The organism is Phreatobacter sp. (genome assembly GCF_030691135.1).
Lineage (GTDB): Bacteria > Pseudomonadota > Alphaproteobacteria > Rhizobiales > Phreatobacteraceae > Phreatobacter.
Window position 1 is genome coordinate 97,029 of record NZ_JAUYFA010000039.1, and the last position, 17,034, is coordinate 114,062.

The following is a 17,034-nucleotide window of genomic DNA, read 5'->3' on the forward strand; positions in this document are numbered from 1 at the left end:
CCGCTCTCTCCATCCCATTCATTCATTCCGACAGGAGTAAGCCACAATGGCTGCCAAGGACGTGAAATTCGGCCAGGACGCGCGCGAGAAGATGCTGCGCGGCGTCGACATCCTCGCTGAGGCCGTGAAGGTCACGCTCGGCCCGAAGGGTCGCAACGTCGTCATCGAGAAGAGCTTCGGCGCCCCGCGCATCACCAAGGACGGCGTCACCGTCGCCAAGGAGATCGAGCTCGCCGACCGTTTCGAGAACATGGGCGCCCAGATGGTGCGCGAAGTGGCCTCGAAGACCAATGATCTCGGCGGCGACGGCACCACCACCGCCACCGTGCTCGCCCAGGCCATCGTGAAGGAAGGCGCCAAGTTCGTCGCCGCCGGCATGAACCCGATGGACCTGAAGCGCGGCGTCGACATCGCCGTTCTCGAAGTCGTCAAGGCGCTCGAGAAGTCGGCCAAGAAGGTCAAGTCCTCGGCCGAAGTGGCCCAGGTCGGCACCATCTCCGCCAACGGCGACGCGCTGATCGGCGAGATGATCGCCAACGCCATGCAGAAGGTCGGCAACGAGGGTGTCATCACCGTCGAGGAAGCCAAGTCGCTGGACACCGAGGTGGACATCGTCGAGGGCATGCAGTTCGACCGCGGCTACCTCTCGCCCTACTTCATCACCAACGCCGACAAGATGGTGGCCGACCTCGAGGACGCCTACATCCTCATCCACGAGAAGAAGCTTGCTGGTCTCCAGGCCATGCTGCCGGTTCTCGAGGCCGTCGTACAGACCGGCAAGCCGCTGATCATCGTCGCCGAGGACGTCGAGGGTGAGGCTCTCGCCACCCTCGTGGTCAACAAGCTGCGTGGTGGCCTGAAGGTCGCCGCCGTGAAGGCGCCCGGCTTCGGTGACCGCCGCAAGGCCATGCTGGAGGACATCGCGATCCTCACCGGCGGCCAGGTCATCTCCGAAGACATCGGCATCAAGCTGGAGAACGTCACCCTCGCCATGCTCGGTCGCGCCAAGAAGGTGCTGATCGAGAAGGAGAAGACGACGATCGTCGACGGCGCCGGCAAGAAGAAGGACATCGAGGCCCGCATCGGCCAGATCAAGGCGCAGATCGAGGAGACCACCTCGGACTACGACCGTGAGAAGCTGCAGGAGCGTCTGGCCAAGCTCGCCGGCGGTGTTGCGGTGATCAAGGTCGGCGGCTCGACCGAGATCGAGGTCAAGGAGAAGAAGGACCGCGTTGACGACGCCCTCAACGCGACCCGCGCGGCCGTGCTCGAAGGCATCGTCCCCGGCGGCGGCATCGCTCTGCTGCGCGCCAAGTCGGCGGTTGCCAAGCTGAAGTCGGAGAACGCCGACGTTCAGGCCGGCATCAACATCGTGCTCAAGGCCATCGAGGCTCCGATCCGCCAGATCGCCGAGAACGCCGGTGTCGAGGGCTCGATCGTCGTCGGCAAGGTGCTCGAGAACAAGTCGCCCACCTTCGGCTTCAATGCCCAGACCGAAGAGTATGTCGACATGTTCGAGGCCGGCATCGTCGACCCGATGAAGGTCGTGCGCACCGCGCTGCAGAACGCCGCGTCGGTGTCCTCGCTGCTCATCACCACCGGTGCGATGATCGCCGAGTCCCCGAAGAAGGACTCCGGTGCTCCCGCGATGCCGGGCGGCGGCGGCGGCATGGGCGGCATGGACTTCTGATCCACGCCATCCAGGCTCACTTTCGGAAGGGGCGCCGCCAGGCGCCCCTTTTCGTTGGTGCCGCCCATCACGGGACGTGGCGCGAGCCGGGCAAGCCCGGCGCGCGCGGGCGCATGGACTTCTGATCCGCGCCATCCAGGCTCAGCTACGGAAGGGGCGCCACGAGGCGCCCCTTGTTCTTTGGTAGCGCCCGATGTCAGACCGCCGGTCAATTCCCGCCCGGACACCGTGATTCCTGGCGAAACAGGCCCCGCCGGGCGTCTTTCTTGTCGGATCGGACGAAGGTCCTGTTCCCTGGCGGCACGAGATCGCAGCAGGTGCGGCGAAGCTTGCACTTGACCTTTTGACGCAGTGCATCAGTGTCTGTTCCCAGCGACACGAATGAGCCCGTCACAAAGGCCGAAAGTCGCAAGAGGAGACGCCCCATGACTGATACCCCTGCTTCGGCGCCGCCGAAGTCCGATCGCCGTCGCTTTCTTGCCCTCGCAGGTGCGACCGCCGCGGCCACCGTTGCCGCCCCCAATGTGTCGAACGCCCAGACCGTTTCGCTCCGCTTCCAGTCGACCTGGCCACAGCGCGACATCTTCCACGAGTTCTGCAACGACTACGCCGCCCGCGTGAACGCGATTTCCGGCGGACGTCTGCGGATCGAGGTGCTGGCTGCCGGCGCCGTCGTTCCCGCCTTCCAGCTCCAGGATGCCGTCCATGCCGGCATCCTCGACGGTGGCCACGGCGTGACCGCCTACTGGTTCGGCAAGAACAAGGCCTATTCGCTGTTCGGCACCCCGCCCGCCTATGGCTGGGACGCGCACAACTTCCTCGCCTGGATGAACTATGGCGGCGGCTACGACCTCTACAACGAGCTCGTGACCCAGATCACGCGCGTCAACGTCGTCGGCTTCCTCACCGGGCCGATGCCCTGCCAGCCGCTCGGCTGGTTCAAGCGCCAGCTGACCCAGGCGAGCGATCTGCGCGGCCTCAAGTACCGCACCGTCGGCCTCGCCGCCGACCTTTTCAATGAACTCGGCTCGGCCGTCACCATCCTCGCCGGCGGCGAGATCGTTCCCGCCCTCGAGCGCGGCCTCATCGACGGCGCCGAGTTCAACAACCCGACGTCGGACACCATCCTCGGCTTCCCGGACGTGTCGAAGGTCTACATGTTGCAGAGCTATCACCAGTCGGCCGAGGCCTTCGAGGTGATCTTCAACAAGACCAAGTTCGACGCCATGAGCGCAGAGCAGAAGGCGATCCTCAAGTTCTCGGCCGAATCCGCCTCCTCCGACATGTACTGGAAGGCGCTCGACCGCTACTCGAAGGACCTCGCTGCCCTCAGCGGCCGCGGCGTCAGCGTCACCAAGACGCCGGACGCGATCCTCAAGGCCCAGCTCGAGGCCTGGGACAAGGTGGTCGCCCGTCTGTCGGCCGAGAACCCCTTCTTCAAGAGGGTGATCGACAGCCAGCGCGCCTGGGCCCAGCGGACGGTCGGCTACGAGCGCGCCAACACGCCGTCGCGCGACATGTCCTACACCCACTTCTTCGGCGGCTCCTGATCCGTAGCGAGCGAAGGCGGCGGAGACCCCGCCGCCTTCCTGCCGCCGGCGGCATCGGCCGTCGCCCCGTCTGATACGTGCCTGGAAGTCCCGATGGCGCCCAATCCCTATTTTCTGTCCATGCTGCTCGGCAGCTGGGCGCTCACCTGCGCAGCGATCCTTTGGGTGATGTTCCGTCGCACCGGAACCGATCGCCTGATGGCCCTTCTCCTGGCCGTCGACGACGTCTCGACCGCCATCGGCAAGGCCGGGGCCTGGTCGATCGTCGCGCTCACATTGGCCATCTGCTACGAGGTCTTCGCCCGCTACGTCCTGCAGGCGCCGACCATGTGGGCCTTCGACGTCAGCTACATGCTCTACGGCATCCTCTTCATGCTGGCCGGCCCCTATGCGCTCGCCCGCAACGGCCATGTGCGCGGCGACTTCCTCTACCGCGAGTGGCACCCGGTGACCCAGGCGCGGCTCGATCTTCTCCTCTATTTCGTCTTCTTCTTCCCCGGCATCCTCGCCCTTTGCTATGCCGGCTTCACCTTCGCCAATTTCTCGTGGTTCATCTTCGAGCGTTCGGCCAATTCGCCGAATGGCCCCTATGTCTTCCCCTTCAAGTCGCTGATTCCGGTCGTCGGCGGCCTCATGGTCATCCAGGGCCTCGCCGAAGTGGTGCGCTGCGTCCTGTGCATCCGCACCGGCCAGTGGCCGCCGCGGCTCCATGACGTGGAAGAGACCGAAAAGATCATTCTCGAACAGGCCGAGGCGGCCAGGACGAAAGGGGCCGCCTGATGTTCGGCATCACCATCGGCAATCCTGAACTGGGCGTGCTCATGCTCGTCCTGTTCGTCATCTTCATCATGCTCGGCTTCCCCATCGCCTTCACGCTGATGGCGCTGGGCGTGATGTTCGGCTACGCGGCGCAGGGCGACATCGTCTTCGCCCTGGTGGTGCAGCGCACCTATTCGGTGATGACCAACGACGTTCTCGTCGCCATCCCGCTCTTCATCTTCATGGGCTACGTCATCGAACGGGCGAACATCCTCGACCGGCTGTTCAACTCCGTGCAGCTCGCGCTCGGCGGCGTGCCCGGTTCGCTGGCGGTGACGACCCTCATCACCTGCACCATCTTCGCCACCGCCACCGGCATCGTCGGCGCCGTGGTCACGCTGATGGGCCTCCTCGCCTTCCCGGCCATGCTGCGCGCCGGCTACGATGAACGGCTGTCGGCCGGCGTCGTCTGCGCCGGCGGCTGTCTCGGCATCCTCATCCCGCCGAGCGTCATGCTCATCCTCTACGGCGCCACGGCCGGCGTCTCCGTGCCGAAGCTCTATGCCGGCGCGTTCCTGCCCGGCCTGCTGCTGGCCAGCCTCTACATGCTCTACGTCATCATCCGCTGCATGCTGAACCCGGCACTGGCGCCGAAACTGCCCAAGGAGCAGCGCATGCCGCTCGGCTTCGACTTCGCCAAGGACAAGATGTCCCTGGTCAAGTACGTGGTCGTCGTCGCCCTGACCCTGCCCGTCGCCTATGCGACGATCTACGGCCTGGAATGGCTGCTGAACATGTTCCGGGTGCTGACGACGCCCGCCGGCATGACGCCGCGCGAGATCGACTATTCCGTGCCGGCGTTGCTGCCCCATGTCATCCTCGGCGCCGGCTCCATCGGCCTCGTGCTGCTGCTCATTCTCGGCAAGCCGGTGTTCAAGGAACTCGCACGCAGCTTCTTCCCCCTGACCGTGCTGATCCTCTCGGTGCTCGGCGCCATCTTTTTTGGTGTCGCCACGCCGACCGAAGCCGCTGCCGTCGGCGCTCTCGGATCGGTTCTGCTCGCCGCGGCCTATCGCTCCATCAGCTTCGAAAAACTGAAGGAATCGACTTACCTCACCGCCCGCACCTCGGCCATGGTCTGCTGGCTCTTCGTCGGCTCCTTCATCTTCTCGTCGATCTTCGCCATCCTCGGCGGTCACGAGCCGATCAAGTCCTTCGTGGCGATGCTGAACCTGTCGCCGACGATGTTCCTGATCCTCGCCCAGGCCATCATCTTCGTCCTCGGCTGGCCGCTGGAATGGACCGAGATCATCGTCATCTTCGTGCCGATCTTCCTGCCGCTGCTGGAGACGTTCAAGATCGATCCGCTGTTCTTCGGCATCCTGATCGCGCTGAACATCCAGACGTCGTTCCTGTCGCCGCCGGTGGCGATGGCGCCCTTCTATCTGAAGGGCGTCGCGCCGGCGCACGTCACCATCAACCAGATCTTCTCCGGGGTGATGCCGTTCATCTTCATCGTCGTCGGCTGCATGGTGATCGTCTACACCTTCCCCGGCATCGCGATGTGGCTGCCCGGCGTGCTCTATCGCTGACGGATCAGGCCGGCTCGCCAAGCGCGACGCTGGCCTGCATCTCGTCGGAGACGATGCGCCCGTCCACCAGGTGGACGCGGCGGTCCATCCGCCCTGCGAGGTCGATGGCATGGGTGACCGCGACGACCGATCGTCCGTCCCGGTCGACGAGATCGCGCAGGATCTGGAACACCTGCTCCGAGGACTTTGAATCGAGGCTGCCGGTCGGCTCGTCGGCGAGGATCACCGGCGGATCGTTGGCGAGCGCCCTCGCCACCGCGACGCGCTGGCGCTGCCCGCCGGACAGCTGGTCGGGACGCTTGGCGAGATGGTCCTCGAGACCGAGCGACGACAGCAGGCCCTCGGCCCGCTCCTTCATCTGCCCCGGCGTGAGTTTTCCGAGCGCCCGCATCGGCAGCATGACGTTCTGGGTCGTCGTGAATTCCGGCAGCAGGAAGTGGAACTGGAAGATGAACCCGAGGGTCGCCAGCCGGATCTCGGCCCGCTCGTCATCGACCAGCGTGCTGGTGTCGCGGCCCCTGATCAGCACCTCGCCGGTCGTGGGAACGTCGAGCAGGCCGAGGAGATAGAGCAGTGACGACTTGCCCGAGCCGGAAGGGCCCGTGATCGCCACGAACTGCTTTTCGTGGATGAGGAGGTCGATGTCGGCGACCAGCGTCACCGGCACGATGCCCGGCAGGATCCGGGTCGCCTTGCGGGTCTCGATCAGCGGCACGCTCATGTCGCGCCCCGGATGATCTCGACGGGATGGACGCGGGCGGCCTTGCGCGCCGGAAAGTACCCGGCGATGGCGGAGGAGGCGAGCGCGATGCCGCCGGCGATCACATAGTGCAGCGGCGCGACGATCAGCGGCAGGCGCGTGGCGTCGGTGAAGCCGGTGCGGATCTCGATGGAGAGCATCACCTGCGTCAGCACGAAGCCGAGAACCGAGCCGGCCAGCGCCCCGGCGAGCCCGATCACCAGACCTTCGAGAATGAAGATGCGCCTGACGGTCGCCTGGGTCAGGCCCAGCGACTTCAGAATGGCGATGTCGCGGCTCTTCTCGAAGGTGATGGTGGAAATGATGTTGTAGGTGCCGAAGGAGGCCACCAGCAGGATCGCGCCGACCACCGTGTACATGATGACGTTGCGGACGACGAAGGCGGACATCAGGTCCTCGTTCGCTTCCTGCCAGGAAATGGTCTTGAGCCCCGTATCGGCGATGATCCGGTCGGCCACCGCCCTGGCGCTCATCGGGTCGTTGAGACGGATGCGGATCTCGTTGATGAGGCCGGTCTGCTCGGCCAGGACCTGCGCCGTCCTGATCAGGACATAGGACGTCCCCTCGTCCACCGCGCGCACGCCGGACCGGAAGATGCCGACGACCTGGCCGGTCATCACCTTGCCGGTCCCCGCCGACATCGCGATGTTCGAGCCGAGGCGGGCGCCGAGCTTTTCAGCCAGCCGATCGCCGAGAATGATGGCGTTGGTGGCGCGGAACAGGGCGGGGAGCGAGCCCTGCTTGAGGTGATTGACGAGTTGCGACACCCGCGGCTCGCGTGCCGGATCAATGCCGACGATGACGGAGGTCACGTCCTTGCCGCCATAGCGCAGGATGCCGCGCGCCTGCACCGAAGGGGTCACCGAGCCCGGCACCCAGCTCTCCAGCGCCGCGATGGTGGCGATCGGATTGTTGATGCCGCGCCGCCGTGTGGCCGGCGTCAACCCGCGGATCTGCGCCGCGTCGAAGGCCTCCTCCGCCGGCTGGCGCGGCGCCTCGCGGCGCTCGTCATTGATGGCGACATGCGGCATGGCGTTGACCAGGGTGCGGACGAAATCGTCCTGCGACCCCTGCATCAGGGCCGCCATCATGATGGAGAAGCCGACGCCGATGGCGACGCCGAGCACGGCGACGACCGTCTGGCGGAAGCGGGCCGCGATATGGGTCCAGGCGATGTCGACGACGAGATTCATGGCGTGGCCCGCGCCCGCTCTCCGCCGCGCCAGCGCGCCTCGGCCGGCACCGCGATCCGGTCGCCCTCCGCGATCCCCGAACGGATCTCCGTCAGCCGCGTGCCGCGGATGCCGGCCTCGACCGGTCGCCGCACGACGCGTCCCGACGCGACCGTGAAGACGGCGCCGCCGATGATCGCCTCGTTCGGTACGAGCAGGACGTCCTTGGCCTCGCGGGTGATGATATTGGCCTCCACCGACATGCCGAAGAGAAGCGGCGTCTCGTCGGGCAGGGCGATGCGGATGCGGAACGTCTTGGTCGCCGTGTCGCCCATCGGGGTGATCTCGCGGACCGAACCCTCCAGCGGGCGGTCTTTGAAGGCGTCGGTGCGCAGCAGCACGGCCTGCCCGACCGTGACCCGTGGAATGTCCTCCTCCGCCACGTCGGCCGTCACCTGCAGGGGACGCGGATCGCCGACACGGAACAGGATCTGGCCGATATCGGCGATCTCGCCGACCTCGCCGTCCTGACGCAGAACGACGCCGTCGCGCGGCGCGAGGATCTGGTAATTGCCGAGCCGCTCGTTGGTGGCGGCGACCAGCGCGCGCATCTGGGCGAGGTCGGCGATCGCCTTGTCATAGGCCTGCTGGGTCGACACGCCGCGCTGCATGAGCTGGCTGACGCGGTCGACGTCGCGCTGGGCAAGGGCGAGGCGCGCCTGCTGCTCGGCGAGATTGGCGCGCACCTCGCGATCGTCGAGGCGGGCGAGCATGTCGCCCTCCTTCACCCGCTGCCCCTCGCAGGCGCAATGGGCGACGATGCGCTCGCGCGCCATCGAGGCCATCTTGGCCCAGCGCACCGGCTCGACGACACCGGTGGCATAGACGATTTCCGCCGCCGTGCCGCGCCCGACCGCCTGCAGCTGGATTTCGGCCCCGCGACCGTAGCGCCACCAGACGCCGCCGCCGATGGCGGCTGCAACCAGCAGCAGGATCAACCAGGATCGCAGTTTCATCGCCAGCCTTCCCGACCATCCAGGACGCTGAACTTGCAGGAACCTTCACGGTTCCGCATTGATCGGCGTCATGTCGGTCCGGCAAGGCCGATCAGGAGGCGCCCATCTCCTCGCGGATGCGGGCGCGCAGGGCATCGATCGGCGACAGGCGGCCGTTGTCGGTGACGTGCCAGAAGGTCCAGCCGTTGCAGGCCTGGGCGCCCTGGACCAGCGCGCCGATCTTGTGGATGGAGCCGACCTGGGGACCCGCCATCAGCGAGCCGTCCGGACGCACCACCGCCTGAAAGCGCTGCTTCTCGTCGGTCAGCACCGTGCCGGGGGCCACCATGCCGCGCTCCACCAGCGAGGCGAAGGCGACGCGCGGCGCCTCACGCGCGGTGGTGAAGGCCGCGAGCGAGGCCTCCGCCAGCGGTTCCACGGATAGAATGCGCGCCTCGGCCGCTCTCGCATAGGCGGGATCACGTTCGATCCCGATGAACCGGCGGCCGAGGCGCTTGGCAACGGCCCCGGTGGTCCCGGAGCCGAAGAACGGATCGAGGACAACGTCCCCGGGCTTGGACGAGGCGAGCAGGACCCGGGCGATCAGCGCCTCGGGCTTCTGCGTCGGATGGACCTTGCGGCCCGCCTGATCCTTGAGACGCTCCTCGCCGGTGCAGAGCGGGATGAACCAGTCCGAACGGACCTGGACGTCCTCGTTGCCGGCCTTCAGCGCCTCATAGTTGAAGGTGTAGCGGGCCTTGGCATCGCGCGAGGCCCAGATCAGCGTCTCGTGGGCATTGGTGAACCGGCGGCCGCGGAAGTTCGGCATCGGGTTGGCCTTGCGCCAGATGACGTCGTTGAGCACCCAGAAGCCGAGATCCTGGAGCGCCGTGCCGACGCGGAAGATGTTGTGGTAGGAACCGATCACCCAGAGCGAGCCGTTCGGCTTCAGGACGCGGCGCGCCGCCGCAAGCCAGGCACGCGTGAAGGCATCATAGGCGGCGAAGCTGTCGAACTGGTCCCAGGAATCGGTCACCGCATCGACGAGGCTGTCGTCGGGGCGGTGCAACTCGCCCTGCAGCTGGAGATTGTAGGGCGGATCGGCGAAGACCATGTCGACACTGTTCGCCGGCAAGGCATCCAGTGCGGCGATGCAATCGCCGAGAATGATGCGCCCCGAGAGGCCGAGCCCCGGGTCGGGGGCGAGCGAAGGCGAACGGACCGCCCGTACGCGGTCACCTGATCGGGCAGTTCCGTTCGACGTCAACAGCATCAGGCGGCACTCGGTACGCAAAACAATCGTGTCGCAACGCCACGCGACATTGGCCCGGTAGAGTAAAGGGACACTTAAATCCCTGGCAGGACTACCGATTTATTCTGTCACCGAATGGTAAACATGCCGTCCCGCGAAGGGTGAACACGGTATGAAAGCGGTGTTCCGTTCGGGAGTTGCGCCTCCCGGATCGCGGCGGCATGATCGCCCGACGTGAGGAGTTGAAGTCATGCGTTGGGAAGATCTGCGCCGTTCCGAGAACATCGACGATCGCCGTGGTGGCGGCGGCGGCGGTGGCGGCGTGCCCGGGGGGCCCGCCGGCATCGGCATCGGCGGCATGATCGTCGTCGGCCTCATCTCCTACATCACCGGCATCAACCCGGCCGTCCTCGTCGGCGGCTATGAGGCGGTGACCCGCGGCAGCCAGCGTCAGGTCGAGCAGCAGGCTCCCGCGCGCCAGGCCGGCCGGCCCACCGACCAGATGGGCGATTTCGTCGCCGCCATCCTCGGCTCTACCGAGGATGCCTGGCAGAAGATCTTCCAGGAGGCGGGCCGTCGCTACCAGGCGCCCGGCCTCGTCATGTTCCAGCGCGCCACGCGCTCGGGCTGCGGCGCCGCCCAGTCGCAGATGGGGCCCTTCTATTGCCCCGGCGACAACAAGATCTATCTCGACACCAGCTTCTTCCAGGAACTGGCGACGAAGTTCCGCGGCTGCTCCGGCGGCGACACCGCCTGCCGTTTCGCCTATGCCTATGTCGTTGCCCATGAGGTCGGCCACCACGTGCAGAACCAGATGGGCGTGCTGACCCGCGTGCAGCAGGCCCAGCGCGCCGCCGGCAGCGAGCGCGACAGCAATGCCCTGCAGGTCCGCGTCGAACTGCAGGCCGACTGTTTCGCCGGTGTCTGGGCCTATCACACCCAGCAGCAATACCGCTTCATCGACGATGCCGACGTGCGCCAGGCCATGCAGGCCGCCGCCGCCATCGGCGACGATATGCTGCAGCGCCGCGCCCAGGGCTATGTCGTGCCCGACAGCTTCACCCACGGCTCCTCGGCCCAGCGCCAGCGCTGGTTCATGACGGGGCTGAGGAGCGGGCAGGTGTCGAGCTGCAACACGTTCCAGGCGCGGGAGCTGTGAGGGCGGCTGACCGCCGTCCGCCCCTACCCGTTCAGCGCCTGCCCCGGCCATCCCTCGGCGGCGATCTTCGCGGCGGCGATCACCGCCTGCGTCCGGCTGTCGACGCCGAGCTTGGTGAGGATGGCGGAGACATGGGCCTTCACGGTCGCCTCGGACACCGTGAGCTCATAGGCGATCTGCTTGTTGAGCAGTCCCTCCGACAGCATCATCAGCACCCGCACCTGCTGCGGCGTCAGGCTGGCGAGCCGGGCAGCGAGCTTGGCGCTGTCCGAATCGCGGCTCTTCGACAGGTCGACGTCGGGCGGAACGAAGCTTCCGCCGTCGAGGACCACCTGCACCGCCTGGCGCATCTCCTCCGTGCCGAGCGTCTTGCGGATGAAGCCGGAGGCGCCGAATTCGAAGCAGCGGCGGATCACCTCCGCGTCCTCGGTGGCCGAGACGATCACCACCGGCACCCCGGGATGCTGGGCGCGCAGGTACATCAGGCCGGAAAAGCCCTTCACGCCGGGCATGGCGAGGTCGAGAAGCACGAGATCGACCTCGGGATCGGCACCGACGATCTCCTGCATCTCGGCGAAGGAGCCGGCCTCGGCGATGGCGAGCTGGCGCGGCAGGCCTGAGACGGCCTCGCGCAGGGCGCCGCGGAACAGCGGGTGATCGTCGGCGATGACGATGCGATAGGTCGACGTTGTGCTGTCCACGCCGCTCACCCCGGGTTCCCTCGATCTGCAGCTTTCTGGCGCGCCGCTTCGGGGGAATTGTCGCGCCTTGCCCGTCACAACACAAGGCCGCCGTCGCCTGGGGGACGTTTTTCGGGATAAGGCTTCAGCAGGGGGCAGCGCCAAGCCCGCGGTGAACGCCCCGCGCCAGGCGGGAAAAGAGCAGCCGCGGGCCGCCGCGGGAATTGACAGGAGGCCTGACGCAGGGGTCTGTTAAGGTCATGCAGACCGGCGGAGGGGCCGGGGGGCGCGACCTGAAGAGGTGTTTCATGGTGCGGCTCGACATCTTCAAGTCCGTATGGGCCCGCAGCGCCCTCTGCGGCCTGGCGGCGGCGACCCTTCTCGCGAGCAGCGGCGACGCCTTCGCCGTCATGCGCGGCGAGCCGGCGCGCGACCCCAACGGCACCCGCCGCTCGACGGTCCTGATCGAAACTCCCGAGGGTATCTGCACCGGCGCCATCGTCGGCGCCGATCTCGTCCTCACCGCCGCCCATTGCGTCTCGGCCAGCGGACGCTACCGGGTGCGCTATCTCGACCGCTCCTTCCGCCGCGTCGCCGTCGCGGTGAAGCGGACCGCCGCCCATCCCGGCTTCGACCCCCGCCATGGCTTTGCCTCCGACGATGTCGGGCTGATCCAGGTGGCGCGGCCCTTCGGCGCCGATGCGCGGCCGGCGGCCCTGCCGTCGGGTGGCTGGGGCGTCGCCTGGTTCGGCGGCGGGCGGACGGGCGAGGAACTGATCATCGCCGGCTTCGGTTCGACCGAGCGGACCCGCGGACGCGACGGCGTCCTGCGCGAGGCCCTCATGCGCACCTCCCAGCCGAGCGTTCCGGGACGTGGATTCGCCGGCCTCACCGGCGACGACAGCGCGCAGCGTCCGGGCATGTGCGTCGGCGATTCCGGCGGGCCGGTCTACCGGCGCACAGGAGCGACCTTCATGGTCGTCGGCGTGCTCAAGGGCGGCACGACGGATCCGGGGCGCGAATGCACCTCGACGCCGATCTTCGTGCCGGTCCGCGACTATATTTCCTGGATCCGCCAGACCGCCGAGGGCTGGAACACCCCGGTCGGCGGGGCGGTCGAGATGCGCCAGTAGACCCGCTCAGGCCGCGGTCGCCGTCGCCAGGCCGCGCTTGACGAGCAGCGCCTCCGGGTCCGGCTCGCGGCCGCGGAAGGCGACATAGGCCTCCATCGGATCGCGGCTGTTGCCGGCCGCATAGACATATTCGCCGAGCCGCCGCGCCAGATTCGGATCGAAGGGGTCGCCCGTCTCCTCGAAGGCGGAGAACCCGTCGGCGTCGAGCACCTCCGACCACATGTAGCTGTAATAGCCGGCCGAATAGCCGTCGCCCGAGAAGATGTGTGCGAAGTGCGGCGTGCGGTGACGCATCACCAGCCCCTCCGGCATGCCGATGCGCCGGAGTTCCGCCGTTTCGAAGGCGACGGGGTCGATCCCGTCCGCCGCATCGAGCGAGTGGAAGGCGAGGTCGACGAGGGCCGAGGAGACATATTCCACCGTCGCGCAGCCCTGGTTGAAGGTGCGGGCGGCGATCAGCTTGTCGATCAAGGCCTGCGGCATGGCCTCGCCGGTCTCGGCATGGACGGCGAACTCGGAAAGCACCTCGCGGCGCTCCAGCCAATGTTCGTAGAGCTGGGAGGGGAATTCGACGAAGTCGCGCGCCACCGACGTGCCGGAGAGCAGCGGATAGGTGACGTCAGAGAGAAGCCCGTGCAGGCCATGGCCGAATTCGTGGAACAGGGTGCGCGCATCGTCGAAGGACAGCAGCGCCGGCTGGCCCTCCGGCGGCTTGGCGAAGTTCATCACATTGACGATGATCGGCCGCACCGGCCCCGACAGGTTTTCCTGGCTGCGGAAGGCGCTCATCCAGGCGCCCGAGCGCTTGGTCGGCCGGGCGAAATAGTCGCCGAGGAACAGGCCGACATGTTCGCCGTTGCGCAGCACCTCATAGGCGCGCACGTCGGGATGATAGACCGGCACATCGTCGCGGCGGCGGAAGGTGACGCCGAACAGCTTCGTCGCCACGGCGAAGGCGGCCTCGATCATCCGGTCGAGCTGGAAATAGGGCTTCAGCGCGGCTTCATCGATGGCGAAGCGCTTCTGCCGCACCTTCTCGGCGTAGAAGCGCCAGTCCCAGGGCTCGATGGCCTCGTTCATGCCCTCCTCGCGCGCCAGGGCGCCGAGATCCGCGCGCTCCTCGCCTGCCCGCACGACGGCCCGGCTCCACACCCGCTGGAGCAGGTCGCGCACAGCATCCGGCGTCTTGGCCATGGTCTCGTCGAGCTTGAAGGCCGCGAAGGTCGGATAGCCCAGGAGCTTCGCCCGCTCGATGCGCAGCTTCACCGTCTCGGCGACGATGGCGAGGTTGTCGCTCTCTCCACCCATCTCGCCGCGCTTCACCCAGGCCTTGAAGATGGTCTCGCGCAGGTCGCGGCGCGGCGACAGTGTCAGGAACGGCTCGACCATCGACCGCCCCAGCGTCATCACATAGCCGTCGCGGCCGCGGTCCTTGGCGGCCTGCGCCAGCGCGGCCTTGAGGAAGTCCGGCAGGCCCGCGACATCGGCCTCGCTGAGATCGAGCGACCAGGACGATTCGTCCTTCAGCACGTTCTGGCCGAAGGACGTGCCCAGCGTCGCGAGCCGTTCGGTCACCGCGCGCATGCGCTCCTTGGCCGGCGGATCGAGGGCGGCGCCGCCGCGGACGAAATTCTTGTAGGTCTTCTCCAGCACCCGCATCTGCTCGGTGCTGAGATGCAGCCGGTCGCGGCGCGCATGCAGGTTGGCGATGCGTGCGAACAGCCGCGCGTCAAGGGTGATGGCGTTGGAATGCTGCGCCAGCAGCGGCGCCATCTCGCGCTGGATCTTCTGGATGGCTTCGGTCGCATCGGAGCCCGCCAGATTGAAGAAGACGCCGCACAGCCGATCGAGGGCATGGCCCCCCGTCTCCAGCGCGTCGATCGTGTTGGCGAAGGTCGGTGCGTCGGGATTGGTGGCGATCGCCTCGACCTCGACCCGGTGGCCCACCAGCGCCCGCTCGAAGGCGGGACGATAATCGTCGATCCCGATCTCGGTGAAGGGGGCGATCCCGAACGGCGTGGTCCAGGGGCGGAAGAAGGGATTGTCGGTGCTCTGGGTCATGAGGCCAATGTGGCGGCGGAGCGCGGGGTCGGCAAGGCCGGGATGCGTGACGCCGCGTCGGGGTAGGGCGGACCAACTGCTTCATGGGGGGCTCGTCCCGGGCAACGGCGGGACGGCGCACCCGTCTCGTCATGCCCGGGCTCGTCCCGGGCATCCACGACTTCCTTCGGTCGTCGTGTTCAAGTCGTGGATGCCCGGCACAAGGCCGGGCATGACGGTCAGTGGCGCGGGGCAGGGCGCGACGCCTTGAGGTTTGCCGCCTCTCTCACGTCAACTCGGCGCGCAGAATCTCGGCGAGGCCCACCGGATAGAGCGCCCAGCCACGGGCCGCGAGGTCGGGCAGACTGTACCAACCGGCATGGCAGGCCTCGCCGGTCGATTCGGTGAAGCTGAACCGCCCCTCCGCGTGCAGTGCCTCGTCCAGAAGGTCGACCGCGGCCACAAAGACGATCTCGTGGCCGGTCGCCCCTTCATGCGCGAACAGGTTCTCCAGCGCATGCCATGGCCCGCGGATGGCGATGGCGCAGCCGAGTTCCTCGCGGAATTCGCGATGCAAAGCCTCCTCGCGGGTCTCGCCGAAATCGATGGAGCCGCCGAGCGGCCGCACGCCCTTGACCGCGCCATCCGACCCGATGACCTCGGCCACCAGCAGGCGCTCGCCCCGGCGGGCGAGCCCCAGGACCTTCACGCTGATCCGCTGCGGCGGCGTCCAGACCGCGCTCACAGCACCTTGGCGCCGAAGTTCCGCGCCGGGTCCATGTCGGCGGTGAGCCTGCCGGTCGGCGCGGCCGCCCAGCCGCAGGTGCGCTTCATCCAGCGCCCGAAACCGGGCTTGCCGGCGAGCGCGCCCTGCGAGACCACCTCGCGCCCGCGCACCAGCACCGTCTCCGGCCAGCCCTTCACGGTGCGGCCGGCGAAGGGCGTGTATCCGGTCAGGTCGTGCATGAGCTCGTCGGTGATGGTGACCGTCTTTTCCGGGTCCCAGATGGCGATGTCGGCGTCAAAGCCCGGGGCGATCTGGCCCTTGCCCGGCAGGTTGTAGATGGAGGCCGGCTGGGTCGCTGTCAGGTTCACGAAGGCCTCGAGACCGCGCCCCGAAAATTCCGGCCGGCCCTGCGACACCATCGCATCGAACATCAGCGGCAGGCGCACCTCGAGCCCCGGCAGGCCGTTGGCGATGGCCTTGAAATTGGCGTTCGGCCCGGCCGAGAGCTTGCCCGTCTCGTCGAAACGATAAGGCGCGTGGTCGGAGGTCACGGTCTGCAGGTCGCCCAGCGCCAGGGCCTGCCACAGCGCATCCTGGTCCTCCTTTTCGCGCGGCGGCGGCGAGCACATCCACTTGGCGCCCTCCATCCCCGGCTTGTCGAGATCATGGCGGGTCATGAACAGATATTGCGGGCAGGTCTCGGCGAAGACCTTGAGCCCTTGCGCCCGTGCGTCGCGAACGGCCTGCGCCCCCTCGGCGGTGGAGATGTGGAAGATCATGATCGGCTGGTCGACCAGCGCCGACAGCGCGATGAGCCGCGTGACAGCCTCCACCTCCGAGCCGCGCGGATGACTGATGGCGTGGTATTTCGGCGCGACATAGCCCTTCTTGACGAGACGCTTGCCCATCCAGGAGATCATGCCGTGGTTCTCGGCATGGACGCAGACCAGGGCGCCGTTCTCGCGCGCCGTCAGCAGCACGTCGAGGAGGGGCTCGTCATCGACCTTGATGAGATCGTAGGTCATGAAGATCTTCACCGAGGCATGGCCCTCGCCGATCAGCTCGGGCAGGTCCCTGGTGATGGTCTTCTCGTCGGGATTGGCGACGATCAGGTGGAAGGCATAGTCGATCAGCGAACCCCGCGCCGCCAGCACCGCATAGTCGTCGACCACCTTGCGCAGGTCCTTGCCGCGGTGCTGGGCGGCGAAGGAGATCACCGAGGTATTGCCGCCGAAGGCTGCGGAGGTCGTGGCGCTCTCGAACGTGTCGGCATTGAGCAGCCCGCCCGCCGAGACCTGCTCGATATGGGTATGGGTGTCGATGCCGCCCGGCAGCACCAGCTTGCCCGTCGCGTCGATCTCGCGGATGCCGGCATCGAGGCCGAGGCCGATGGCCGCGACCTTGCCGTCGCGGATGCCGACATCGGCGGCATAGCGCCCGCTGGCGGCCCCCACGGTTCCGCCGCGGATCACGAGGTCGAAGGGCGAGGCAGGCATGTCGTGCTCCGGCTGGACGGGAGAAGTTT

Annotated in this window: 14 protein-coding genes; 6 read left to right on the forward strand and 8 right to left on the reverse strand. The window is 67.4% G+C overall.

Features of this window, described 5'->3' with window-relative positions:
* The first annotated feature begins 46 nt into the window (after nucleotides 1-46).
* The 4 genes from groL (at nucleotide 47) to Q8O26_RS06980 (ending at nucleotide 5,591) form a co-directional block, all read left to right on the forward strand.
* Nucleotides 47-1,690 (forward strand): chaperonin GroEL, encoded by a 1,644-nt coding sequence (gene groL, locus Q8O26_RS06965; protein WP_305574774.1) that lies wholly within the window; start codon nucleotides 47-49, stop codon nucleotides 1,688-1,690.
* A 425-nt stretch (nucleotides 1,691-2,115) separates the two neighbouring features.
* Nucleotides 2,116-3,240 carry a TRAP transporter substrate-binding protein gene (locus Q8O26_RS06970; RefSeq protein WP_305574775.1) on the forward strand — a complete coding sequence of 375 codons (1,125 nt, stop codon included), beginning with the start codon at nucleotides 2,116-2,118 and terminating at the stop codon, nucleotides 3,238-3,240.
* A gap of 93 nt (nucleotides 3,241-3,333) precedes the next feature.
* Nucleotides 3,334-4,020 (forward strand): TRAP transporter small permease subunit, encoded by a 687-nt coding sequence (locus Q8O26_RS06975; RefSeq protein WP_371134478.1) that lies wholly within the window; start codon nucleotides 3,334-3,336, stop codon nucleotides 4,018-4,020.
* A complete protein-coding gene (locus tag Q8O26_RS06980) occupies nucleotides 4,020-5,591 on the forward strand; it encodes a TRAP transporter large permease subunit (protein ID WP_305574776.1) in 1,572 nt (523 codons plus the stop codon). The genes Q8O26_RS06975 and Q8O26_RS06980 overlap by 1 nt, the downstream gene beginning before the upstream one ends.
* A 4-nt stretch (nucleotides 5,592-5,595) precedes the next feature.
* On the opposite strand, the gene Q8O26_RS06985 is transcribed toward Q8O26_RS06980, so the two are convergent.
* The 4 genes from Q8O26_RS06985 to Q8O26_RS07000 all read right to left on the reverse strand — a co-directional run bounded on the left by Q8O26_RS06985 (nucleotide 5,596) and on the right by Q8O26_RS07000 (nucleotide 9,791).
* Nucleotides 5,596-6,312: an ABC transporter ATP-binding protein gene (locus tag Q8O26_RS06985; protein ID WP_305574777.1), complete on the reverse strand. Its 717-nt coding sequence runs from the start codon at nucleotides 6,310-6,312 to the stop codon at nucleotides 5,596-5,598.
* Entirely contained in the window at nucleotides 6,309-7,544 is a 1,236-nt protein-coding gene (locus tag Q8O26_RS06990) for an ABC transporter permease (protein WP_305574778.1), read from the reverse strand. The genes Q8O26_RS06985 and Q8O26_RS06990 overlap by 4 nt, the downstream gene beginning before the upstream one ends.
* Nucleotides 7,541-8,539, reverse strand: a complete 999-nt coding sequence (locus Q8O26_RS06995) for an efflux RND transporter periplasmic adaptor subunit (protein WP_305574779.1) — start codon at nucleotides 8,537-8,539, stop codon at nucleotides 7,541-7,543. The genes Q8O26_RS06990 and Q8O26_RS06995 overlap by 4 nt, the downstream gene beginning before the upstream one ends.
* A 91-nt stretch (nucleotides 8,540-8,630) precedes the next feature.
* Entirely contained in the window at nucleotides 8,631-9,791 is a 1,161-nt protein-coding gene (locus Q8O26_RS07000; protein ID WP_305574780.1) for a site-specific DNA-methyltransferase, read from the reverse strand.
* Between the two features lie 229 nt (nucleotides 9,792-10,020).
* Here Q8O26_RS07000 and Q8O26_RS07005 point away from each other — a divergent pair, with 229 nt between their 5' ends.
* Nucleotides 10,021-10,929, forward strand: a complete 909-nt coding sequence (locus Q8O26_RS07005; protein ID WP_305574781.1) for a neutral zinc metallopeptidase — start codon at nucleotides 10,021-10,023, stop codon at nucleotides 10,927-10,929.
* A gap of 23 nt (nucleotides 10,930-10,952) precedes the next feature.
* Here the strand turns inward: Q8O26_RS07005 and Q8O26_RS07010 are convergent, their stop codons facing one another.
* The gene (locus Q8O26_RS07010) at nucleotides 10,953-11,630 is read right to left on the reverse strand and encodes a response regulator transcription factor (RefSeq protein WP_305574782.1); all 678 of its coding nucleotides are present in this window, start codon (nucleotides 11,628-11,630) and stop codon (nucleotides 10,953-10,955) included.
* A gap of 287 nt (nucleotides 11,631-11,917) precedes the next feature.
* On the opposite strand from Q8O26_RS07010, the gene Q8O26_RS07015 reads away from it, so the two are divergent.
* Nucleotides 11,918-12,742, forward strand: a complete 825-nt coding sequence (locus tag Q8O26_RS07015) for a trypsin-like serine protease (protein ID WP_305574783.1) — start codon at nucleotides 11,918-11,920, stop codon at nucleotides 12,740-12,742.
* 6 nt (nucleotides 12,743-12,748) lie between these two features.
* Here Q8O26_RS07015 and Q8O26_RS07020 read toward each other — a convergent pair whose 3' ends face one another.
* From Q8O26_RS07020 to hydA, 3 genes are all read right to left on the reverse strand, one after another.
* Complete coding sequence (locus Q8O26_RS07020; protein ID WP_305574784.1) at nucleotides 12,749-14,803, reverse strand: M3 family metallopeptidase; 2,055 nt, start codon at nucleotides 14,801-14,803, stop codon at nucleotides 12,749-12,751.
* Between the two features lie 265 nt (nucleotides 14,804-15,068).
* On the reverse strand, nucleotides 15,069-15,491 hold the full coding sequence (locus Q8O26_RS07025) for an NUDIX hydrolase (RefSeq protein ID WP_305574785.1): 423 nt from the start codon (nucleotides 15,489-15,491) through the stop codon (nucleotides 15,069-15,071).
* A gap of 32 nt (nucleotides 15,492-15,523) precedes the next feature.
* Nucleotides 15,524-17,005, reverse strand: coding sequence for a dihydropyrimidinase (gene hydA / locus Q8O26_RS07030; RefSeq protein ID WP_305574786.1), 1,482 nt, complete (start codon nucleotides 17,003-17,005; stop codon nucleotides 15,524-15,526).
* Nucleotides 17,006-17,034: the final 29 nt, after the last annotated feature.